The sequence below is a fragment of the Muricauda sp. MAR_2010_75 genome, from assembly GCF_000745185.1.
GTDB lineage: Bacteria > Bacteroidota > Bacteroidia > Flavobacteriales > Flavobacteriaceae > Flagellimonas.
The window spans coordinates 3,357,192-3,378,972 of sequence record NZ_JQNJ01000001.1 but is presented as its reverse complement, the minus strand read 5'-3'; the positions used below and the strand labels follow the sequence as shown (position 1 = coordinate 3,378,972).

Genomic DNA, 21,781 nt, shown 5'->3' with positions numbered 1-21,781 from the left:
TTATTTATAGTCTCCCAATATTGGTTAAAAATATTGTAATCCCCAATAAGCGGAACAAAAAATATATGTAAGTTTGAGCACAAAAACTGAGCCAACCCAGCACAAAAATAGGATTTATCACGTTGCAATCAAACAAACATCTTTTAGTTTTCCTATTTGTTCTTCTTTGTGGCAGACTCACCTTAACAGCTCAGGAAGACCGCATTACCCCTTTGCCCATAAAAGCTGCGCAGGATAGCATCACGGCTCCCTTGCTAACTGCAGACCTGCTTAATCCCTCAAATTCGGTGGATTCGGTTGAAGTGGATTCCGTATCTGGGAACCAGCCGTTGCTATTGGATAAAATCAAATATAAGGCCAAAGATTATGTACGGTTAAGCCAAAAAGAAAACAAAATTTATTTGTACGATGAGGCCGAAATCTATTACCAGGATACCGAACTCAAGGCAGGTGTTATTGTAATGGATTATGTTAAAAATGAAGTATACGCCGGGCGGATAAAGGATGAAAAGGGCGTTTATACCCAGTTACCGTTTTTTAAACAAGGTGAGAATGAGGTTAGACCGGATTCCATTCGCTTTAATTTTGACACCCAAAAAGCCCTCATCTGGAACTCCAGAACGGAACAGCAAGCAGGCGCGGGGGCATTAGGGAGCGATGCCATGAACGTGTATGCTGAAGTTACCAAAAAGGAAAATGACTCTGTTTACTTTTTAAGTGAAGGAAAGTTGACCACCTCAAAGGATACCGTTGATCCAGATTATTATATTAGGGTACGCAAGGCCAAGTTTGTGCCCAAAAAGAAAATCATTGCTGGTTTTAGCAATATGTACATTGTGGACGTTCCCACGCCCATTGCGTTGCCTTTCGCTTATTTTCCATTAACCACGGGCCGTGTGGCCGGACTACTTTTTCCAACTTTTGGTAACGATCCCCAACGTGGTTATTTTTTGCAGAACGGAGGGTATTATCTGCCCATAAGCGATTATGTGGATCTAAGCATTACCGGTGATTATTACACTAATGGCAGTTATGGTTTCCGGGGACAAACCGTTTACACCAAACGCTATAAGTTTAGAGGGAACGTCAATGTCAGCTATGAGAACCTAATTCGAAGCCAAAGAGGCTTTGATGACTATAATCGAACCAGTAGCTATAACATAAGAATATCGCACTCCCAAGACCCTAAGGCAAGTCCGTATTCACGTTTTTCCGCTTCGGTGAACCTAGGGAGCAGCCAATTCTATACCAATTCCCTCAATCAGGTAAACCGGAACAATTCGCAGACCAATACGTTTGCATCATCTATAAGTTATTCCAAAACGTTTCCCGAATACCCTTCCGTGAATGCGAGTTTGACCCTGAGCCATACCCAAAACTCCAGGACACAAACCATCAATATGTCGCTGCCTACTTTTCAGGCCAGTATGGAACGAATTTTCCCTTTCGCCAAAAGGGATGGAATAAAAAAAGGGATTTTACAAAATATCAACTTTCAGTATGATGTAAACGCCCAAAACAGTATTACCACCACCGAGGAGGACTTTTTTACCAGCAAAATGTTTGAGGATGCTCGTGTTGGTGCCCGGCACCGAATTCCCATCGGTACCAACTTTAAAGTAGCTAAATACCTCAGTGTGAGCTTGAACGGGAGCTATGAAGACGTGTGGACCTTGGAAACTCTGCGTCGAAGATATGATGCCGACCAAGAAGCAGTGGTCACCGATACCATTCCAGGGTTTGATAGGTTTAACCGATATAATTTGGGAGCAAGCTTGGGAACGGTGGTCTACGGTACCTTTAATTTCGGTGAGGATAAAAAAATACAGGCCATACGCCATGTAATGCGGCCTTCCATTGGGTATAGTTACACCCCTTCCTTTGAACAATTTTATGAAACTTATACCGATGAAGATGGCGAGGAAGTCCAGTACACCCCCTTTGAAACCAGTATTTATGGCCGACCTTCCTTGAACCGCGGAAGTTCCCTTAATTTTTCATTGCAGAACACACTGGAAGCAAAAGTGCGCGACAAGGATTCCACAGCCACGGAGCCCAAAAAGGTGAGCATTTTAAGCAACCTGACCTTTTCAACCAGTTATAATTTTGAGGCTGATTCTTTAAAACTGAGTCCTATCAACATGAGTGGAGCCACGGAAATAATAAAAAACGTCCCTATAAACTTCTCTGCTACCTTTGATCCCTATGCCATAGACAACAACGGCAGGCGAATAAATACCTTGAACATTAAAAATGGCGGGGGATTGGCCCGACTTACCTCGGCCCGGTTGAACACAGGGTTTTCCATTAACAGTGAAATGTTCCAAAAAGGTGGCGGCCAAAAAAAGCCTGATGAGCGGGGTGCGCAAGATCCCGATTATGGTGCCAACCCCTTTGAACTGGAAGGCGCTGAGGATGGTCAGCCCCATTTTCAGAAAGAAAAAGAAGGTGGCGGTGGTGAAGAGAATCCAATTTACGGCACCCAAGTCCCCTGGGATATGCGTTTGACCTATGTGGCCACCTATAGCAATAGGAATCGGGAAAAAGAAATCACTAACCACTCTTTGATGTTTACCGGAAACGTTCAACTTTCCCCCAAATGGGAAATTGGTTTCAATTCTGGTTACGATTTCAAGAACAAGGGATTTGCCGATACCCGGTTTAATTTTAAGCGAGATTTGAGCAGTTTTAGGTTGAGTTTTGATTGGACTCCGTTTGGACGTTACGAACGATGGTATTTCTTTATCGGTATAAAGAGTTCCATACTCAGCGATTTGAAATGGGAAAATAGAAGCCAGCCATTCCGTGGCAGACGATAATTTTAAATAACTTCACCTGCCATACATTATAGGATAAAATTATAACTATGAAAAAAATAGTAAATACCACCAAAGCCCCAGACCCAATTGGCCCTTATAACCAAGCGGTACTCGTTAAGGATACATTATATATTTCGGGTCAGATTGCTCTTGACCCCAGCACGAGTGAGTTGGTAAAAGGAGATGTAAAAGCAGAAACAAAGCAATCTTTGGAAAACCTCAAAGCTATTCTGGAAGCTGCCGATATGACCTTTGAAAATGTGGTAAAGACCTCAATCTTCATTAAGGACATGCACCAGTTCTCACAAATAAATGAAGTATACGGCACTTATTTTGACCCAGAGACCGCCCCGGCTAGGGAAACTGTGGAAGTAGCAAACCTTCCCAAGTTCGTCAACGTTGAAATTTCTATGATTGCCGTTAAATAGTTTCTTTATGAAATTCAACCAACCCTTCAATGGGTCTTCTGCGGATCACGCCCAAAATGAGGTCATTTCGCTCCAAACAAGCCGTTAGCTCATCCTGAAGAAAGTGTGCAATACTGCCCACAAAGCTGATCGGTACTTTAGTGGCCAGCTCAAATTGCATGATATAGTTGTTCACAAATTGCTGCAACCCTTTTTCTATGACGCCTTTACAGTAGGGATGTTCCTTATTTTCAATGATAAAACGGGCAAAAGTGGCCAAATAGGTATTTGGGTTGGGCTGTTTGTACAGATTTTCCTTTATGACATCGGCATCAAGATTATATTCCTTGGCAAACTTAATGCCCAGATCTTGCGGCATCTTGTGAAAGTAGTAATCCCTCAATAGTTTTCTTCCAAAGAAATTACCACTGCCATCATCCATTAAAATATAACCTAATGATGTCACTTTTTGAAATAATTGGTGACCGTCATAATAACTACAGTTAGATCCAGTTCCCAAAATACAAACAATGCCCTGACGACCAATCTTGGTTGTGGAATAGATGGCCGCATAAGTGTCCTCACGAACCTCGGTTTTGGCATTAGGAAAAAAATCCTTGAAGATTTCCTTCAAGAAAATCTTCATTCTATCGGTGCCACATCCTGCTCCATAGAAATATAACTGACGTACGTCTTCCCTATTCTTTGAAAGCTCAAAATTATTAGCCAAACGATCCTCTATTACCTCACGGGTAAGAACCTCTGGACTTAACCCCAAAGTCTGGGTAAGGAACAATTGCTCGCCTTTATCGTCCAGGGCAATCCAATCGGACTTGGTGGCGCCACTATCCACTATCAATATCATACGGTCAGTGTTTAAATTGAATCCTGAAAGAGGGTTACCCCCCTTTCAGGAAATAATAATATAGTAAGATAATAAATTATAGGCTGGCTGCGTGCTCTGCCAGGTCCACCAGTTTGTTGGAGTAGCCGGTCTCATTGTCGTACCAAGAAACCACTTTGAAGAATTTGGAATTTAGTTCAATTCCTGCATCCGCATCAAAGATGGATGTTCTTGTGTCTCCCACAAAATCCTGGGAAACCACCAATTCATCCGTATAGCCCAAAATACCTGCCAATTCACCTTCAGAAGCTTTTTTCATGGCAGCCTTGATTCCATCATATGAAGTTTCTTTTTGCAGTTTAACGGTCAAATCCACCACAGAAACATCAGCAGTGGGCACTCTAAAGGCCATACCTGTCAATTTTCCTTCCAAAGATGGAATAACCTTGGTCACCGCTTTGGCAGCACCTGTGGCAGCTGGAATAATGTTCAAAAGGGCACTTCTACCACCTCTGTAATCCTTTTTTGAAGGACCATCAACCGTTAATTGGGTAGCAGTTGTTGCGTGAACTGTGGTCATCAATCCTTCCTCTATACCGAACTCATCATTCAGTACCTTGGCCAAAGGGGCAAGACAGTTGGTGGTACAAGAGGCATTGGAAATAATCTTATCCGATGCTTTTACATCTTTATGGTTTACGCCCATAACGAACATTGGAGCATCTTTGGACGGAGCGGAGATTACCACTTTTTTGGCCCCACCATCAATGTGGTACTGGGCAGTTTCCAAAGTGGTGAAAATACCTGTACATTCCGCAACGATATCCGCACCCACAGCATCCCACTTCAAGTTTTTAGGGTCACGTTCGGCAGTAATCCTGATGGTTTTTCCGTTTACCACCAAGTTACCGTCCTTCACTTCTATGGTTCCATCGAATTTACCGTGTACAGAGTCGTACTCCAACAAATATGCAAGATGCTCCACATCCAACAAATCGTTGATGGCCACAACATCTACATTGTCTCTTTTTACGGTTGCACGAAATACCAACCTTCCAATTCTACCGAATCCGTTGATTCCTATTTTTAAATTTGACATGTTCTCTTTTTTAGTTTTTACATTAAGTTGTCATTATATCGGAAACTCGTATGAGTTCTTCATCAATTTCTGTGTGAGCCTTGATGGCTTCTGCGATGGGCGTCAACACCAATTTGGTATCGCGGATTCCCACCATATAGTTTGATTTACCTTCCAGCAAGCTCTCAACGGCCTTTACACCCATCCTACTGGCCAGAACCCGGTCAAAACAGCTTGGGTTACCTCCACGCTGCATGTGTCCCAGTACAGATACCCTAACGTCATAAATGGGCAGGTGTTCCTCTACATATTCCTTCAGTTCGAAAACATTCTTACCGGTTTTGTCCCCTTCAGCCACAATAACAATACTGGAGGATTTTCCAGATTTTTTACTCCGCTTTAAGGAATCCAACAAACGTTCCAGACCCAAATTCTGCTCTGGTATCAATATTTCTTCGGCTCCCGCACCAACTCCAGCATTCAATGCAATATGGCCCACGTCACGTCCCATCACTTCCACGAAGAACAGTCGGTTGTGGGAACTTGCGGTATCCCTGATTTTATCTATCGCATCCACAACGGTGTTGATAGCCGTATCAAAACCGATGGTGTATGAGGAACCTAAAATATCATTGTCTATGGTACCCGGAATTCCCATAATGGGAAAACCGTACTCTTCATTAAAGAGCATGGCTCCAGCAAAACTTCCATTTCCACCAATAACTACAAAGGCATCAATGCCTTCTTTCTTCAATTGGTCGTAAGCTTTCTTTCTTCCTTCCTTTGTCCGAAACTCTTGGCAGCGTGCAGATTTGAGGATCGTTCCTCCTTTATTGATGATATTGTTTACACTACGGGCGTCCAAAGTCTTGAAATCGCCTTCAATCATTCCTTGATACCCTCTGTAAATCCCTACGCATTCAATTTTCAGATATGCACATGTACGGACAACGGAGCGAATTGCCGCATTCATCCCCGGAGAGTCTCCACCGGAGGTAAAAACTCCTATTTTCTTTATTTCTGAGGCCATTCAAAATTTTAAAGGGTCAAAACTAGGAAACTTTATTTAATTAATGAATGCCTTAATAATTTATTTGTTTTCCCTTAAAACTTCAAACGTTTTCGTAAGAATTTTAATGAAAACAGTGAAAAAAACTATCTGACACTAAGGCCGCTTTAGAGGTGATTCCTTTTTGGGTAAAAAACGTATCAAACTATCTTGCCCCATGGTTTCAACGGGTTGTTCCATTTCCTCCTCTACAGGGGAATCTGCTGCTTTTTCTTTTTTATTGAAAACTTTTTGCATCAACTCCTTGAAACTGTTGAAATCTACCTGATACGAGAGACCTACACCTTGGGTGTAACCTTGCCGCTCGGCCAAGAACTGTTGAATTTGGTTTTCCCTATTGAAGATTTTGGCACTTAGGGTTCCTTGTTCGTTCAACAATACCTGAACCTCAACATCACCTGCCACCACCGTTTCGGATACGCCTCCGACCGGCACCCCCACTCTACCATTGACCAAAATACGGTCTGATATCTGTGTGGAAACGGTAACTCCTATCCTGTTTTCGGTTTGAATATCGGCATTGGGATCTATGAGACCTTGTTCATAGGACAATCCCAAATTGAACTTGTCATTATTCCCAGCCAAAATCTGATTGAGCAGTCCCGATGCCGTTTGAATGAGATTACCTGTTACGGCTTGTTGGTTTATTCCTGATTGCGGATTTACAAAAGTTCCTTGTGCCAAAAGAAAAAAGGCATTGCGCTCTTTTACCGTGGGATCCTGTAATCTATATTCCAGCTCGGACTGTACCACTGAGTTTGTTCCCGGAAAATCGATGCCAAAATCAATGGTTGGGCTCTCCAGTTCCCCATCCAAACGAACCACCACCTCAGTGGGGATTCTTCCAGTATACCCTGGGTTATCCAACAGTGGCGCTGGGTTTGCATTTAATGAATATACCGCTTCCAAGTTCAACTGTGCCGCTAAGGGGTCCCGTTCCCACAGAATGGTCCCTCCGGGTCGCACTTTAAACTTTTTGTCGATAACACCACCGTATTTAAAGTTGTATTCCCCTGTGACCACAACAAAGTCACCATACATATTGAACTTCCCATTGGTATTGATTTCTATCAGCAAAATTCCTTCCCCGGTTCCCTTGAGAGAGCTTCCCGTACTCCGGTCCACCACAATCTCGACTTCGGCTTCGGGCGTCACGGCCAAGTCAAAGGCCATTTCCAAACCTTGGTAATCTTGTAAAACCCGCTCTTCGCTAAAGGATTCCGATTCTCCCTTTTCAATAAAATTGATAAAGGAATAGTCTCCTACACTAGTAACATCACTCAGTGGTATTTTTAGGGATGTCCCCCTGGCCGTGGTGGCATCCACCGAAATGGTCAACGCATCGGTAGGACCATAAATACTTCCTGTCCCGTTAATGAAACCTGTTCCATAGTACAGGGACTCTTCATTAAATTCGGTATTCAGAATCATAAAACGGTTGTTCCTGGTGTCCACATCCAATCCGAGATACCAATCCTCAAAACCGGTATGGCTAATAGTACCGTCCAAGGTTGCCGTTGTTCCTTCAGCAACATCTGAAAGGCCCACATTTTCAAAATAGAAGGTTTGGTCAAACAGACGCACACGGGAATATTGCGCAAAATTGTAATCCACATTGAGGTAGGGAATTCCAATCCCAGCATTTACCAAACTCAAGGAACCATTAATGGAGGGATTACTGACACTTCCCGTAACCTTGGCACTTCCGATAATGCTTCCCCTGATATTGGATATGGCATCCTCGCCCAAAGGAGCGAACGGTTCCAAGTTGAAATCCGTGAAATTTGCCGAAAGATCCAGTTCTTGCTTGTTGTCAAAATTGGTGACCTTCCCATTAATGCTCATTTTCTCCTTTCCATTGTCGTTGAGCCATGTGCTCACCCCAAACTGTGTAAGGTCATTGTTACCGAATATCCCCACTTCCAAATCGCCCAACCGAATGTCGTTAACACTAAAATTGCTTACGTTAAGGCTAGATGTGGGTAGGTATTTACCATCTTTTTGTAGAATATTGAGAAAACCGTCCACCGATCCATTCAATTTTAAACTGTCTATGGCGGGAGTAATCTTGTTCAGGGAAACAATCTTAAACTGAAGATCTAAATCCTTGTAGGTAGAATCGGCAAACTCTCCCCTAAGGCGAATCTGCTCCCGGTTGTTATTATCCATCACCACATCCTCTATTCGGATACTGTCCAATGTTCTGTTGATGATGACTTTGTTTTGACTGTTACCATCTTTGTTCAATATCCAGGTGTTGCCTTTAAAACTGACATCGGATTTCTTTAAGCCAATAACAGACCTGTTATTTTCATTGAAGGTGTGATAGAAGTTGAGGTTGTAGCTATCATTGTACTCACTTCCTCCCTTGAACTCTGTTCTAAAGAACAGGGTGTCCTTCAAGGTGGTGTTTATCAAGCTAAAATCCTTGACATCGTAATAATTAGTGGACATGTCCTCAACGGAAACGAAGGTGTTGAAGAGCGGGTTTTTATTGTCAATCTTTAATTCAATATTATCGAACTTGTTCCCAAAGGCCTCAATACTGGGCGATTTAAAGGTGAGCTTAAAATCCCCTTCATCCGAAACAATATTTCCGCGAATAAACGTATTGGGGTCAAAGGCCACATCTGGGAAAAAGACGTCCACAATTTTATTGTAAATCTTGAAATTGAAATCCAGATGTTGCCCTTCCGAAATTTCATAGGGTTTATAGTTGGTATAAATGCTCCCCACGGAATTTTGTACCAATTTTCCTATTTCATTGACCTTGAACTTTCCCCGTACATAGCCCGTGATAATATCTGGTGAATTGATCTCCACCGTCCGAACCGTATCCTGATCAAAAGACGAATACACGGAGAAATCCTCAAAGTAATAGGTGGAATTTTGGTTTTGATAGGTGGTGTTGGAAAAGCGCATCTGCCCTGCCATATCATCCAGGGTCCCTCCTTCTATATCCATGTTCACATGCCCCTTAAAAATGGAAATACTATCATCAATGAAGTTCAGCTCCTTTAGATCTGCATAGTCCACGGCCGCAATAAAGTTGAATTTGTTTTCCCTGCCCCCAAAGTCTGCCAAACCTTTAAAATCGAACCGGAAATTTTCGTCATTGCAGAGCAACGTACCATCAAACAACTGGTCTTTGAGAATACCTGAAATTTTAATGTTGTTGTATTCGTAATCATTAAACTGAAGCTTGTACACTTCCCCAATGACCTCTGTGTTCAAGTTTTCAGCGGCAAATCCTTTTCCTTCAACGTTCACATCCAAGGAAGTAAGCCCCAGTTCATCATCTTCGATAAAATCCCCCAGATCAAAGTCAATCAATGAAATAAATCCAATATAAGAAGCATCGTTTTTTGCTTGCAGATTGGTCATTTGCACATCCATATAACTGCTCCCGACCGCGGTATTGAGATTTACCTTCACATCTAAAGATGTCTCCGTGACCTCTGCATCTCCCCGAACCGTGAACTGCCCCAATTTTTGAACAGATTCCGGAATGTTCCTTCCCAAAATATTGGGCAAGAGGGCACGTAATTGGTAATAACTGGAGGTTAGATTATCAATATCGCCACGTATCACAAACGGAGCTTGGTCCGTGAACATGTTGTCAAACTCAAAGTCCCCACGTATACCTGTGTTATCGGTGTAGAGAAACAGGTTGTCAACCTCCAATTTATTGAGTACTCCCCCAAAATCAGCGGTGAGAGTGACCACTCTGTCCTGCCCAAATTCATCGTAAAATGCATTCACCTCGTTCAGGGCCACGGTAGATTCCGTAAAATTGGCATCAATCTGTACACGATCCACAAATTGTGCAAAATCCTCACGATTGTAATTGAAAACGAGATTGCCCTTCAGTTCAGATTGTTCCGTATCGATGAGCAATGAATCAAAACGCATCTGCTCTTTGGTATACTTGAAATTTGTGGATAGTTTTTTCAGCCGAAGCCCTCGTTTGGCATCCAATGCCAGGTCCTCAATAATCAAAGTGACCTCCGGACCCAGTATTTGAAAATCACTGGCCAATATGTTCAGTTCGGTGAAGTTCAGGATTTCAGCCGATTCTAAATTTTCATCACTCAGCATAAACCGTCCATCATTGATCTCTATCCCATCGGATGACATAAAAAAGGGCGGTGTTCCGGGAGGTCTGGGTTTGCCATCGTCCAGTTTGGCCACAAACACATCCAAATTGGTGTCGGATTCCCCTTCGTAGGTTTTTAGGTTGAAGAAAAGACCATCGATATCAATATCACCAAACTCCATTTTACCATTGACCATATTTCTAATGTTCAGCACGGAAGTGGTCAATTTATTGATGTAGGCCAATGTATCTTTCTTGTAATCTTGAACATAAATGCCCTTGATCCCTGCATTAAGATTAAAAAGAGAAAGACTGACCTGGTCTATTTGGATATTGGTTCCAAACTCATTGTTGATGGATTCCATGGCATACTTTGCCATTTTGGTCTGTACTGCAGGCATGGACAAAATCAAAGAGCCCAATACCATGATCAGCAAAATAGCCAATACAAAACGAAGCAGTATTTTCCGAAGTTTTTTGATAGGGGTTTTATGTTTTACCTTTGATGTCCAAATTTTGTTCCAAAGCCAGTGACAAATTCAAAAAATTACATTCTTGCAATTGAATCATCGTGTGATGATACGTCGGCCGCAATTCTCTGCAATACAAAAGTACTGAGCAATGTGGTGGCCACACAAGAAATCCACAGGCAATATGGAGGTGTTGTCCCAGAGTTGGCATCGCGGGCCCATCAACAAAACATTGTCCCCGTGGTGCACCAAGCCTTGGCCAAGGCAAATATCGACAAAAAACAACTATCTGCCATAGCTTTTACACGTGGCCCCGGGCTTATGGGTTCACTGCTCGTTGGCACCTCATTCGCCAAATCATTGGCGCTTGGGCTCAACATTCCATTGATTGAGGTAAACCACATGGAAGCCCATATTTTGGCCCACTTTATTGAAGATGAAAAACAGACTGCTCCTAAATTCCCATTTTTGGCAATGACCATAAGTGGTGGACACACACAAATTGTAAAGGTTACCGATCACTTTACCATGGAAGTGCTAGGCGAAACTTTGGACGATGCCGTTGGGGAAGCCTTTGACAAAAGTGCCAAACTTATGGGGCTACCCTACCCCGGAGGTCCGTTGGTGGACAAATATGCCCAGCAGGGCAATCCATTGGCCTATGATTTTCCAAAACCAAAAGTGGATGGTCTCAACTTCAGCTTTAGTGGATTAAAGACGAGCATCCTCTATTTTTTACAACGAGAGACCAAAAACAATCCCGATTTTGTTTCCGGGAACATCAATGATATCTGTGCCTCCGTACAGTATACCATTTTAGAGATCTTGATGGATAAACTGAAACTTGCCGTAGAGGAAACAGGGATAACCCAAGTTGCTATCGGTGGTGGAGTTGCGGCCAACTCGGGTATTCGTAACAGATTAAAAGAAGCCGAGGAAACCCTTGGGTGGACAACTTTTATCCCAAAATTTGAATATTGTACCGATAACGCCGCCATGATTGGCATTGTGGGATACCTTAAATTTATGAAGGGTGATTTTTCGGACCAAAGTATAGCCGCCAAGGCCAGATATGCCATTGGCAGTTGACCCACAGTAAATTCATAATTAATCCCTAACTTTCCTTTAAGATTTAACCCTTGGCTTACAACGAAGAAATAGCAAAAAGAATTCAACAAGCGCTTACATTGATTCCTGAAAATTTCACGGAAAAGAAAATGTTCGGGGGCATAGCCTTCCTCTATCAGGGTAAAATGACAGTGGGGGTTGTGAAGGATGAATTAATGGTACGGGTAATCGGAAATAAAATGGAATCGGTATTGCAACAGGAACATACCAGACCCATGGATTTTACGGGAAAACCCATGAAAGAATTTGTCTTTGTTTCACCACAGGGTTTTAAAAGCGAAGAACAATTGCACCATTGGATAGAAATGGGCCTGGAACACGCAAAAACTAAATTATAACCTATGCAGCTCTTTTATAACCCCTCTATAGATTACAGTGCCACGCAGTTTGTCTTTTCGCCGGATGAAAGCAAGCATATTGTTCGGGTATTGCGTAAAAAAGAAGGTGACATTCTGCATATTACCAACGGAAAAGGATATACGTTTGAGGCTGAAATCATGGTTGCGGATCAAAAGAGATGCAAAGCCCGAATCATCTCCACAAAAAAAACCATTCCCAAAAGGTACAAGCTGCATCTTGCTGTGGCTCCCACCAAAATGAATGATCGCTACGAATGGTTCCTTGAAAAAGCCACTGAAATTGGGGTAGATGAAATCACACCCATCATCTGTGATAATTCAGAACGAAAAACCTTAAAATTAGAACGGATGGAACGGGTGTTGCAATCTGCCATGAAACAGTCCCTGCAAACCGTTTTGCCCAAGCTCAATCCTGCAATCCCTTTAAAAACTTTCCTTGAGGGAGAGCACTCAGGACTAAAGTTCATTGGCCATTGTGATAATGGTGAAAAAATGGAATTGAAAAGAAGGGTTATCGCTGATAGGGACATTACCATTCTCATTGGTCCGGAAGGTGATTTCTCCAAAGATGAAATTGATTTGGCCAAGCAGAAAGGTTTTGTACCCATATCTTTGGGAAATACCCGCTTACGAACAGAAACTGCTGCAGTTGTAGCTTGCGCAACAGTTGCCATTATCAACAGCTAGTTGTTTATCCGGGTTTTGGCGGCCGCGGTGATATCCAAATTTTCAGATTCCATCAATAACATCAAGGTCAAATCATCGGCTGGGGTCACCAAAGCCGGAATCGCAATGGAAGAACTTCCTGTTTGACTTTCCAAATCAATATAGTGTTCATTGACCACAATATTGCTGTTGTGCAGGGTCCTATTTCTGTTTTCCCCTCTTTTTACCTCTGTAGTTCGCTCGTTTATCACCAAAACGGCGCGCAGGAGTTTATGGCTGAAATCCCCGGAAATGGAATATTGGAACGAAATTTTATCGCTTGAAGTTTTGGCATCCAAAATTGTGATCGAATTTTCTGTGTTCTGGGCTGTATAGTACCCTATTTTGGAATATGCTTTGGCCTGATTCGACCCTACAAAATGTTCCCTTCCGTTTACTACCATTTGCGGGGTGTAATTGTTGGGGTACCCGAACTCACGGTTATACTCGCTTTGTTTTTTGGCATAGCCGGGTTTGGCAAAAGGGTCTTTCCAGCCAATGTAGTCCCAATAATCCACATGGTAGGACAGGGCAAAAACAGTTTCCGGGAACTCCTTCTTAACCTTTTCCAACAGCCTATCTGCAGAAGGGCAACTGGAACATCCCTGTGAGGTGAAAAGTTCCAATACCACAAATGGCCGTTCCGCACTGTTGAACATCTCCGGCATATGGTCATTTTCATATTTAACGGTGTACAATGCCATAAGCGACATTCCAAAAAAGGCAAATGAGAGAAATATGATCTTTTTAAACATGAATACTGTACTTTTGATTAGTTGGTTAATCGGATTTTCATGAGACAACTTACCCTGTTCAGTTGTATTTTAACGTTTTTTATGATGGGCTTGGTGCCTGCACAAGAAATTGCCATCCTAAAATATGGTGGTGGAGGTGATTGGTATTCCAACCCAACGGCTTTGCCCAATCTCATCCAATTTTGCAATGCCAATCTGGGTACTAGAATCACTCCTGAGCCCGAAACCGTGGAAACGGGCAGTGTCACCATTTTTAAGTATCCATTCCTTCATATGACAGGGCACGGGAATGTCTTTTTTACCGATGAAGAGGCGGAAAACCTAAGAACCTATTTGCTTTCAGGTGGATTTTTACATATTGATGACAATTATGGCATGGCCCCATATCTGGAAAGGGAACTGAAAAAAGTATTTCCCGAAAAACAGTTGGAAGAATTAGGTGCAGACCATCCTGTTTTTGATCAAAAGTTCAAATTTCCCGATGGCCTTCCCAAAATCCATGAGCATGATGGCAAAAGACCCCAAGCCCTGGGTATTTTTGACAAAGGAAGATTGGTGCTTTTGTTCACCTTTGAATCTGACTTGGGCGATGGCTGGGAAGACCCCTCAGTGCACAACGACCCGGAAGATGTCCGGGTAAAAGCCCTACAAATGGGAGCCAATATCGTGGAATACGCTTTTAAAAGTTGATATCATGACCTCAAAAACAATAGCCAATGGAATTTTAAGGGCAGTAAGCATAATAGTTGGTGTGGTACTCCTATGCTATTTCCTGTACAAAATCCAGTCTGTTTTAGCCTATTTGGCCATAGCCGTGGTCATTGCATTATTGGGAAGACCAATTGTTTTGTTCCTAAGGCATAAACTAAGGCTTCCAAATACCTTGGCCGTAGTGGCGACCATGGTGCTTATGCTGGCCATTTTTCTGGGGATATTGGCTTTGTTCATCCCCTTGATCACAGAGCAAAGTAAAAATCTATCCCTTTTGGACATAGAGGCATTAAAAGCCGATATCAACACACTGTACATTCAAATTTTGGAATATTTTGGGGCCACGTCAGGAAATGTGGAAGACTTAATCAAGGAATCCCATCTTGAGGAAAGTGTGCTCAAAGACCTAAACTTTGGTTTTATACCCAACTTTCTCAATTCCTTTGTCAATACTCTGAGCAACTTTAGTGTCGGTTTTTTCTCTGTGCTCTTTATCTCATTTTTCTTTTTAAAGGACAGTAAACTTTTCCAAAATGGGATGCTCACTTTTGTACCCGACAACAAAGAAAGTAATCTGGTAAAATCCATTGACAAGATCAATGGATTGCTCTCAAGGTACTTTGCCGGGATCTTGTTGCAGCTTTTCATCCTATTTGTCGTTTATACCATTTCGCTGTTCATCGTTGGGGTGGAAAATGCCATTGTGATCGCTTTTCTTTGTGCCCTTTTCAACATTATCCCATACATAGGCCCGATCATTGGAGGAGGCATCATGATCACCCTCACCATGACCAGTTTTTTAGGCGCCGATTTCAGTACCGTAATTTTGCCAAAAGCCCTGTATGTTTTTATTGGTTTGGTGATAGGGCAGCTCATCGATAATTTCTTTTCGCAGCCCTTTATTTTTTCCACAAGTGTAAAATCCCATCCGCTGGAAATCTTTTTGGTCATCATCATTGCCGGATTGCTTTTTGGAGTGGTTGGAATGGTGGTTGCCGTTCCCGGATATACCGCCATAAAGGTGGTTTTAAAGGAGTTTTTGACCGAATATTCCTTTGTGAAAAAGTTGACAAAAAACCTGTAGTGTTAGTTTGAATAGATTAATATTAAATACTGGTGTACAGGATTTTATAGAAAATAATTGGAATACTGACATCGTGTCAGTATTGCTTAAAAAGCCACTTTTTGCGGGCATATCGCAAAAAGAGCTCGCTGAACAGTTGGAGGCCAAGAAAAAATGCAAGGACAAACTCCCCTCCTGGTTCAATACGCCAAACATTTATTACCCCAACAAACTCAATATTGAGCAAACCAGTTCGGAGGAAACAGCACAGTACAAAGCTAGTTTGGTTGATGGAAAAACACTACTGGACCTCACCGGGGGATTGGGAGTTGACAGCTATTTTTTTTCCAAAAAAATCGACACGGTTTTGCATTGTGAGATCAATGAAGAACTCAGTGAAATTGCCCAACATAATTTTGCGGTTTTGGGTCAAAAAAACATCGTTTGCATTTCTGAAGAAGGAATTGATTTTTTAAAGCAAACAGACAAAAATTTTGATTGGGTTTTTGTGGACCCGTCCCGGCGAAATGAAAAAATTGGAAAGGTTTTTTTGTTTAAGGATTGCCTACCCAACCTTCCAGAACATCTTCCTTTTCTATTCAAGAAAACCGAAAATATTTTGGTGAAAGCCTCCCCTCTTTTGGATATAAAACAAGGTGTTGAAGAGCTCAATTTTGTAAAGGAAATTCATGTGGTGGCCATCAACAATGAAGTCAAAGAACTCCTTTTTGTGTTGAAGCAAGATTACCAAGATAAGGTTACCATCAAAACCATCAATAAAACCCAAAATCAGGAAATGGTCTTCAGTTTTAATCTGGATGATGAAAAGGATGCTGAGGTTGATTTTCAAGAACCTCAAAACTATCTCTACGAACCCAATGCAGCCATCCTGAAATCAGGAGGGTTTAAATCTGCAGGGAATACATTCGGACTGAAAAAGTTGCACTTGCATTCCCATTTATACACATCGGATGCGCTGGTGGATTTCCCCGGAAGGCGGTTTTCCATTTCAAGGGCATTGCCCTACTCTAAAAATCCCTTGAAAGAATTCGCCCATAAAAAGGCCAACATCACCACTCGGAATTTTCCAATTTCAGTTGCCGAAATCCGAAAAAAGCACAAAATAAAGGACGGCGGTGACTCTTATCTCTTTTTTACCAGGACTTTAAATGATGCTTTAACCGTGTTGGAGTGCAAAAAATTAGACTGAGCTACTCTAAATTATCCAGCCAATCGTACAAAAGGGATATCCAGTTTTTGAGACGCTGGTCCTTCAAGGCCAAGGAAAATCCATGACCGCCTTTGGAGTAAATGTGCATGGTTACCGGAATCCCTTCCTTTTTCAGTGCGCTGAACATTAAAATGCTATTTTCAACAGGCACTGCATCATCGTCTTGGGCGTGAAGCAAAAAAGCAGGAGGCGTATCTTTGGTCACATTTTTGTTGGCAGAAAACCGGTTGGCCAGTTCATCCGATGGATTTTCGCCCAATAAGGCTCCCTTGGATCCTGAGTGGGTAGTTTCATTGTCCATGGAAATCACAGGGTAGATCAAGGCCATAAAATCGGGTCGGGCGCTTAACTCATCTGCTTCATCTTGTTTTTCATACACGGTATCATCATAATGCGTGCCCAGCGTCGAGGCCAAATGTCCACCCGCAGAAAATCCCATGATACCTATTTTTCCTTCGGAAATATTCCATTCCGCCGCCTTACTTTTTACCAAACGCATGGCCCGCTGTGCATCTTGCAAGGGAACCACTTCTTTTCCCTCCACAATGGATTTTGATATGGGCAATCTATATTTTACCACAATTCCTGCCACTCCCTTGGAATTTAAGGCCTTGGCCATGTCAATACCTTCCCAGTCGTAGGCCAAACCATAGTACCCTCCCCCGGGAAAAATAACCACGGCCTGCCCATTGGCATTGCTTTTTGTAGGCAAATAGACTTCAATGGTAGGTTGTTGTACGTTGGTGACCCAATCAAATCGGTCTGTCTCTACTCTTTCCTTTTCATTGGATGCTTCTTGATTGGGAATTTTATTGGGCCACAAAGGCATAATCGTGTCTTGAGCCGATATACCCATGTCCACAAATACAAGAAGTACTGCGAGAATTGATGTGGTTTTAAAATGCTTCACTTTATTTGTTTTTAGTTAATTGTTACAATCCCATTTAAAGTTGGCCACCCGATCATTGGAAGCTGCCGATAAATTGTAATGCCACCATTCGGTCCGTATCGACCAAAATCCATGGGCTTCCATGGTTTCCTTTAACAATTTTCGGTTCTCCAAAACTTCTTTGGGCAAATCCAGATTATCGTGATAGGCTTTCTTTCCGAAGAAATCAAAATCGGTGCCCATATCCAGTTCGTTTCCATCTCTATCCACCAAAGTGATGTCCACAGCACCACCTTTATTATGGATAGATCCTTTTACGGGATTAGCCACATATTGTGGGTTGGGGACTATCTCCCACATCTTGTACTGTACTGAATTAGGGCGATAGCAATCAAAAAATTTGATTCTCACCCCTTTTTTCATAAAATCTTTGTTGGCCTCTATCAGTGCCTTTGCTGTTTTCACTCGCGTGTAACATTCGGCACAATCATACACCTTTGCCTTTAAAAAGTTATTCTTTGTGGCATATCTCAAATCATAGGCGAAATCATCACTGAAATCTGCCAAGCGAACAAAAGTGGTGTCTGCCAGACCTTCAAAAGTCTTTGGTTTTTTCTCTTGCTCAGCTACCGTATCGGGGACCTTTACAACTGCTGGTTCTTGTACTTCAATCTTCTTTTTATCCAGCTTCTCCCTACAGTTCAAAAGGGACATTGCCATCAACATATACACCAAATATCTCATTGCGATCAGTTTATCCGTTTTTGTTTGGCCAGCCATGTGTAGAGTGAATCGGTGGTATAAGCCCTGTCCCAAGCATTGTGCCCCAAATCTTTGTACCGGGTATAGATGACATCGTAATTCATTTCTTTGAGCCTGCTCACCATTTTGTCCGATTCTTCCACGCTAATGGTCTCATCTTTATCCCCATGAAAAACCCAAATGGGCATGTTTTTGTCAATCCAATGCGCATAAGGTACCGGAGCCATACCGCAAACCACTGCCATGGCCGCAAATTTATCTGGATACTGTGTGGCCATTTCCCAAGCTGCACTTCCACCCCTACTGAGTCCAGTTAGATAGAGGCGGTTCTTATCTACCCGGTTCGCATCAACAATGGAATCCAATAATTGGTTAACCGCTTGGGTGTTCCACCATTTTTTTTCATGTGGATTTTGGGGAGCCAAAACCAAAAAAGGAAATTGCTTGCCTTCTGCCAGCAATTTTGGTGGGCCATTTTTCTTTACATGAAGCAATTCCCTTCCAGATTCACCTCCACCGTGCAAAAAGAGCAATAGTCCAAATTCATCATCTGGTTTTTCAAAATATTCCTCTGGATAATACAAATAGTAGCGGAGGTTTTCTTTGGTCACTGTCTGCGCTTCGTCCTCCACCAATTGGGATTGGGCAGAACAAGCCTGAAGAAAGAATAGGATGCCCAAAAGAACAATCTTGGAAATGACTTGGCGAATTTGCATGTCCCAAGTTACAAAAGTTTATCCGCGATTTCTCTCCAATTGTTGGCACGTTCAAAATCTGTGGTGTTGGTGTTGTGCGGAGAGGTGAACATGATACTCCTTCCATCAAATTTTTTGAGGTTTTTGCTACGGTCATCAATCAGTACATCACCTTTTAAGATGAACTTGTCCCCGCATAGAATTCGTTTTTTCCAAGGAATGAATGGAAAGAATTCATCCAACCAATCCGATTTTTCCTTTAGGGAATTGGGAAATTCCATGGCCGCGGAGGCGATATAGACCTCGTATTTTTTACTTAATTCAAAAAGTACTTCTTGGCTATCTGGAATCACCTTCAAGTTTCTAAAATATCCTATTCGCCAATTATGTCCCCTTACGGTTTCTTGGTGCTCCTTGGGTACACATTGCCACGCTTCCTTACCATAGCAGTCTTCCAATCTAAGTTGGGCATCAAATTCAGAATTGTATAGTTCGAGGTGCGCTCCATAAGCATCGGCAATCACCTCATCCATATCCACAAAAATGGTCATTTCTAATGTTTTTGTGAAGTACGGAAAAACTCAATAAAAGGTCAAAAAAAGTTGTTCGACTAAATTATATACCATCAATTCAAGATGCTCAATGAAGCTCTTCGCAACGAAATCCACTTTTCTGTAAAAGTGATGAGATTACCGGTGCGCTCAGGCTTTGGGTTTCCACCCGGAGGATGTTATCACAATCCTCCAGGTCGAAATTCCAATACCCGTTTTGGTTGACCAATCGGTTCAACAAAGGTTTTAGCTTTTTCACTTCATCTTTACCAGAAACCGATGTTTTAAATACCAATACGTTTTTCATTTCTAAAACAAATTAGCTTCGGTCATAGAAAAATGGAGGTTCTACATCCAATGAACGCAAGTAGACGTACCCTTGCCCTCGGTGATGAATCTCATTATCGATGAAATAAAAAATCTGGGATTGAACGGAACCTTCGTACTGTCCAAATAATTTTACATGCTCCTGAAACCGCTCCACTGGGATTTTGGCCCATAACTCGTTGATTTGCTCTGTGGCCTCATCCCACCATTTCAGTAGTGTAGCTTTACTGTTGCCATGATTCAAGTCTTCGTTAAACTTTGCGGTTTCACCCGACACAATTTCTTGAAGTCCTGGAACCGCTATGGCCAGAAGCTCTGATACCATCCCTGAAAATGGACGCATTCCGCCAATGGAGTGTGTAAAGAGCTCCTTTTCCGGAAAGGCTTCGATGACCCTTCGCGTTACCCTTCGGTGTCCTTGCCAATGCTCCAAAAGTTGGGAAGGTGTAATCACTTGTGCTGTGCTGTTTTGTTGTTCTACTGTGTTTTCCATGGTTCATTGTTTTTATTTATTGATTCTGGAACCAAAGGTAAACGGGGGGTGTGACAACCCCGTGTCAGTAGAAAAAAATGAGGGTGAAATTTTTATTGTTGACAAAAGGCTGTCAGTACCCAATCATAACTTTGCAAAAAATGATTCCCTCTTTTATGCCCGCCCGTTGAGGAATAAAATGGATTTTGATAAGACCAAAACTGAAAGAATGAACAAAAATAGGCCCGTCTACCTTGGATTGAAATCCTATCTTTGGGAGATAGGTCGCTCAATTATGGGAATGGATACCGCTAAACGTTTTGATAGGATTGTAGCCATCTTGATTCAGCTGCAGTCCAAACGCATAGTAAAGGCTCAAGAACTGGCTGACCGGTTCGATGTAAGCCTAAGAACCATCTATCGTGACATACGCACCTTGGAAGCATCCGGGGTTCCCATTGTAAGTGAAGCGGGGGTGGGCTATTCCATTATGGAAGGGTACCGACTGCCCCCGGTCATGTTCACCCGTGAGGAGGCCGGTAGTTTTGTGGCCGCTGAAAAGCTGATGCAAAAATTCACGGATAAGTCGCTGGGAACCTATTACGAATCCGCCATGTTCAAGCTTAAATCGGTTTTGCGTGGAAAAGAAAAAGATTGGGTGGAAGCTTTGGAATCGCAGGTTTCCATCTTTCCAGGACAAGAATTGTTCAATGCGGATGTTCCCAACGCCCTTGAAATTCTCTTTGAGAGCATTGCCGAAAAGAAACAGGTCTTTTTAAAATACGAATCGCTCCGGGAAGATGACCCATCGGAGAGGAATATTGAACCCGTTGGTGTCTTTCATGAGAATAACTTTTGGTATATTCTGGGGTACTGCCATCTCAGAAAAGATTACAGGCATTTTAGAACGGATAGAATTCATCAAATTAAGCGGACACCTCATAGCTTTGTCCTTCAACATGGCACTATTGATGAGCATCGGCACATACATGAAAACACCCAAAAAACCAAGGTCACCATATTGGTGAACAAAACAGTGGCCAAATACATCCAAGGCAGTAAAAAATACCATGGATTTGTATCGCAAAAGACAAAAAATAATGAAGTGGAAATGACCTTTATGACCACGGACTTGGAGAATGGTTTTGCCCGATGGTACCTTATGTTTGGGGATTACGCCAAAATCATCGAGCCCGAAAGCTTAAAAAAGAGAATAGCTGACCTCTTGCAAAAAAACCAAGATATGCTCTCCGCATAATTCTATAAATCAACAGTTCTTTTTTGTTCATATTTCAGAATTGCCACCCTTAAAATTCCTCGTTTTCAACAACTGAAAAATACACACAGGAA

The 21,781-nt window shown here is 42.3% G+C and carries 20 protein-coding genes; 9 read left to right on the top strand and 11 right to left on the bottom strand.

The genetic code is table 11. The annotated features are described in order from the left end of the window. The first annotated feature begins 122 nt into the window (after positions 1-122). Positions 123-2,819, top strand: a complete 2,697-nt coding sequence (locus FG28_RS15260) for a putative LPS assembly protein LptD (RefSeq protein WP_036384288.1) — start codon at positions 123-125, stop codon at positions 2,817-2,819. Between the two features lie 47 nt (positions 2,820-2,866). Next, entirely contained in the window at positions 2,867-3,247 is a 381-nt protein-coding gene (locus tag FG28_RS15255; protein WP_036384286.1) for a RidA family protein, read from the top strand. Here FG28_RS15255 and FG28_RS15250 read toward each other — a convergent pair. The 4 genes from FG28_RS15250 to FG28_RS15235 form a co-directional block, all read right to left on the bottom strand. Next, positions 3,240-4,091 carry an N-acetylglucosamine kinase gene (locus tag FG28_RS15250; RefSeq protein WP_036384284.1) on the bottom strand — a complete coding sequence of 284 codons (852 nt, stop codon included), beginning with the start codon at positions 4,089-4,091 and terminating at the stop codon, positions 3,240-3,242. The two genes, FG28_RS15255 and FG28_RS15250, sit on opposite strands and share 8 nt — an antisense overlap. A gap of 76 nt (positions 4,092-4,167) precedes the next feature. Beyond that, complete coding sequence (gene gap / locus FG28_RS15245) at positions 4,168-5,169, bottom strand: type I glyceraldehyde-3-phosphate dehydrogenase (RefSeq protein WP_036384282.1); 1,002 nt, start codon at positions 5,167-5,169, stop codon at positions 4,168-4,170. A 22-nt stretch (positions 5,170-5,191) separates the two neighbouring features. Beyond that, positions 5,192-6,178 carry a 6-phosphofructokinase gene (pfkA, locus tag FG28_RS15240; RefSeq protein WP_036384279.1) on the bottom strand — a complete coding sequence of 329 codons (987 nt, stop codon included), beginning with the start codon at positions 6,176-6,178 and terminating at the stop codon, positions 5,192-5,194. A gap of 135 nt (positions 6,179-6,313) precedes the next feature. After that, positions 6,314-10,741 (bottom strand): translocation/assembly module TamB domain-containing protein, encoded by a 4,428-nt coding sequence (locus tag FG28_RS15235; RefSeq protein ID WP_036384278.1) that lies wholly within the window; start codon positions 10,739-10,741, stop codon positions 6,314-6,316. Between the two features lie 102 nt (positions 10,742-10,843). On the opposite strand from FG28_RS15235, the gene tsaD reads away from it, so the two are divergent. The 3 genes from tsaD to FG28_RS15220 are packed head-to-tail and all read left to right on the top strand — an operon-like array spanning position 10,844 to position 12,957. Beyond that, positions 10,844-11,872, top strand: a complete 1,029-nt coding sequence (tsaD, locus tag FG28_RS15230) for a tRNA (adenosine(37)-N6)-threonylcarbamoyltransferase complex transferase subunit TsaD (RefSeq protein ID WP_036384276.1) — start codon at positions 10,844-10,846, stop codon at positions 11,870-11,872. Between the two features lie 50 nt (positions 11,873-11,922). Next, positions 11,923-12,249, top strand: a complete 327-nt coding sequence (locus FG28_RS15225; RefSeq protein ID WP_036384274.1) for a TfoX/Sxy family protein — start codon at positions 11,923-11,925, stop codon at positions 12,247-12,249. 3 nt (positions 12,250-12,252) lie between these two features. Then, positions 12,253-12,957: a 16S rRNA (uracil(1498)-N(3))-methyltransferase gene (locus FG28_RS15220; protein ID WP_036384273.1), complete on the top strand. Its 705-nt coding sequence runs from the start codon at positions 12,253-12,255 to the stop codon at positions 12,955-12,957. Here FG28_RS15220 and FG28_RS15215 read toward each other — a convergent pair. Next, on the bottom strand, positions 12,954-13,730 hold the full coding sequence (locus tag FG28_RS15215) for a thioredoxin family protein (RefSeq protein WP_081894419.1): 777 nt from the start codon (positions 13,728-13,730) through the stop codon (positions 12,954-12,956). The two genes, FG28_RS15220 and FG28_RS15215, sit on opposite strands and share 4 nt — an antisense overlap. Positions 13,731-13,769: 39 nt before the next feature. Between FG28_RS15215 and FG28_RS15210 the strand changes: the two genes are divergently transcribed. The 3 genes from FG28_RS15210 to FG28_RS15200 all read left to right on the top strand — a co-directional run bounded on the left by FG28_RS15210 (position 13,770) and on the right by FG28_RS15200 (position 16,714). Continuing rightward, entirely contained in the window at positions 13,770-14,420 is a 651-nt protein-coding gene (locus FG28_RS15210; protein WP_036384272.1) for a DUF4159 domain-containing protein, read from the top strand. Between the two features lie 4 nt (positions 14,421-14,424). Next, positions 14,425-15,525 (top strand): AI-2E family transporter, encoded by a 1,101-nt coding sequence (locus FG28_RS15205; RefSeq protein ID WP_036384270.1) that lies wholly within the window; start codon positions 14,425-14,427, stop codon positions 15,523-15,525. Between the two features lie 73 nt (positions 15,526-15,598). Next, a complete protein-coding gene (locus FG28_RS15200; RefSeq protein ID WP_316930871.1) occupies positions 15,599-16,714 on the top strand; it encodes a class I SAM-dependent methyltransferase in 1,116 nt (371 codons plus the stop codon). 1 nt (position 16,715) lies between these two features. Here FG28_RS15200 and FG28_RS15195 read toward each other — a convergent pair whose 3' ends face one another. From FG28_RS15195 to FG28_RS15170, 6 genes are all read right to left on the bottom strand, one after another. Continuing rightward, on the bottom strand, positions 16,716-17,645 hold the full coding sequence (locus FG28_RS15195; protein ID WP_036384267.1) for an alpha/beta hydrolase: 930 nt from the start codon (positions 17,643-17,645) through the stop codon (positions 16,716-16,718). A 15-nt stretch (positions 17,646-17,660) separates the two neighbouring features. After that, positions 17,661-18,368 (bottom strand): M15 family metallopeptidase, encoded by a 708-nt coding sequence (locus FG28_RS15190; protein WP_036384265.1) that lies wholly within the window; start codon positions 18,366-18,368, stop codon positions 17,661-17,663. A 5-nt stretch (positions 18,369-18,373) separates the two neighbouring features. After that, positions 18,374-19,102: an alpha/beta hydrolase-fold protein gene (locus FG28_RS15185; protein ID WP_036384263.1), complete on the bottom strand. Its 729-nt coding sequence runs from the start codon at positions 19,100-19,102 to the stop codon at positions 18,374-18,376. Between the two features lie 8 nt (positions 19,103-19,110). Beyond that, entirely contained in the window at positions 19,111-19,632 is a 522-nt protein-coding gene (locus FG28_RS15180) for a 5'-3'-deoxyribonucleotidase (protein ID WP_036384261.1), read from the bottom strand. A gap of 88 nt (positions 19,633-19,720) precedes the next feature. Continuing rightward, positions 19,721-19,939, bottom strand: a complete 219-nt coding sequence (locus FG28_RS15175) for a hypothetical protein (protein ID WP_036384259.1) — start codon at positions 19,937-19,939, stop codon at positions 19,721-19,723. A gap of 12 nt (positions 19,940-19,951) precedes the next feature. After that, positions 19,952-20,452 carry a DinB family protein gene (locus FG28_RS15170; RefSeq protein WP_036384257.1) on the bottom strand — a complete coding sequence of 167 codons (501 nt, stop codon included), beginning with the start codon at positions 20,450-20,452 and terminating at the stop codon, positions 19,952-19,954. Between the two features lie 274 nt (positions 20,453-20,726). Between FG28_RS15170 and FG28_RS15165 the strand changes: the two genes are divergently transcribed. Next, positions 20,727-21,689: a YafY family protein gene (locus FG28_RS15165; protein WP_036386719.1), complete on the top strand. Its 963-nt coding sequence runs from the start codon at positions 20,727-20,729 to the stop codon at positions 21,687-21,689. Positions 21,690-21,781: the final 92 nt, after the last annotated feature.

Bases quoted from the DNA above. Each gene is read 5' to 3' on its own strand.
- FG28_RS15255 (WP_036384286.1), top strand. From the start codon at position 2,867: ATGAAAAAAATAGTAAATACCACCAAAGCCCCAGACCCAATTGGCCCT.
- FG28_RS15250 (WP_036384284.1), bottom strand. From the start codon at position 4,091: ATGATATTGATAGTGGATAGTGGCGCCACCAAGTCCGATTGGATTGCC.
- gap (WP_036384282.1), bottom strand. From the start codon at position 5,169: ATGTCAAATTTAAAAATAGGAATCAACGGATTCGGTAGAATTGGAAGG.
- pfkA (WP_036384279.1), bottom strand. From the start codon at position 6,178: ATGGCCTCAGAAATAAAGAAAATAGGAGTTTTTACCTCCGGTGGAGAC.
- FG28_RS15235 (WP_036384278.1), bottom strand. From the start codon at position 10,741: ATGGTATTGGGCTCTTTGATTTTGTCCATGCCTGCAGTACAGACCAAA.
- FG28_RS15220 (WP_036384273.1), top strand. From the start codon at position 12,253: ATGCAGCTCTTTTATAACCCCTCTATAGATTACAGTGCCACGCAGTTT.
- FG28_RS15215 (WP_081894419.1), bottom strand. From the start codon at position 13,730: ATGTTTAAAAAGATCATATTTCTCTCATTTGCCTTTTTTGGAATGTCG.
- FG28_RS15210 (WP_036384272.1), top strand. From the start codon at position 13,770: ATGAGACAACTTACCCTGTTCAGTTGTATTTTAACGTTTTTTATGATG.
- FG28_RS15205 (WP_036384270.1), top strand. From the start codon at position 14,425: ATGACCTCAAAAACAATAGCCAATGGAATTTTAAGGGCAGTAAGCATA.
- FG28_RS15190 (WP_036384265.1), bottom strand. From the start codon at position 18,368: ATGAGATATTTGGTGTATATGTTGATGGCAATGTCCCTTTTGAACTGT.
- FG28_RS15185 (WP_036384263.1), bottom strand. From the start codon at position 19,102: ATGCAAATTCGCCAAGTCATTTCCAAGATTGTTCTTTTGGGCATCCTA.
- FG28_RS15180 (WP_036384261.1), bottom strand. From the start codon at position 19,632: ATGACCATTTTTGTGGATATGGATGAGGTGATTGCCGATGCTTATGGA.
- FG28_RS15175 (WP_036384259.1), bottom strand. From the start codon at position 19,939: ATGAAAAACGTATTGGTATTTAAAACATCGGTTTCTGGTAAAGATGAA.
- FG28_RS15170 (WP_036384257.1), bottom strand. From the start codon at position 20,452: ATGGAAAACACAGTAGAACAACAAAACAGCACAGCACAAGTGATTACA.
- FG28_RS15165 (WP_036386719.1), top strand. From the start codon at position 20,727: ATGGGAATGGATACCGCTAAACGTTTTGATAGGATTGTAGCCATCTTG.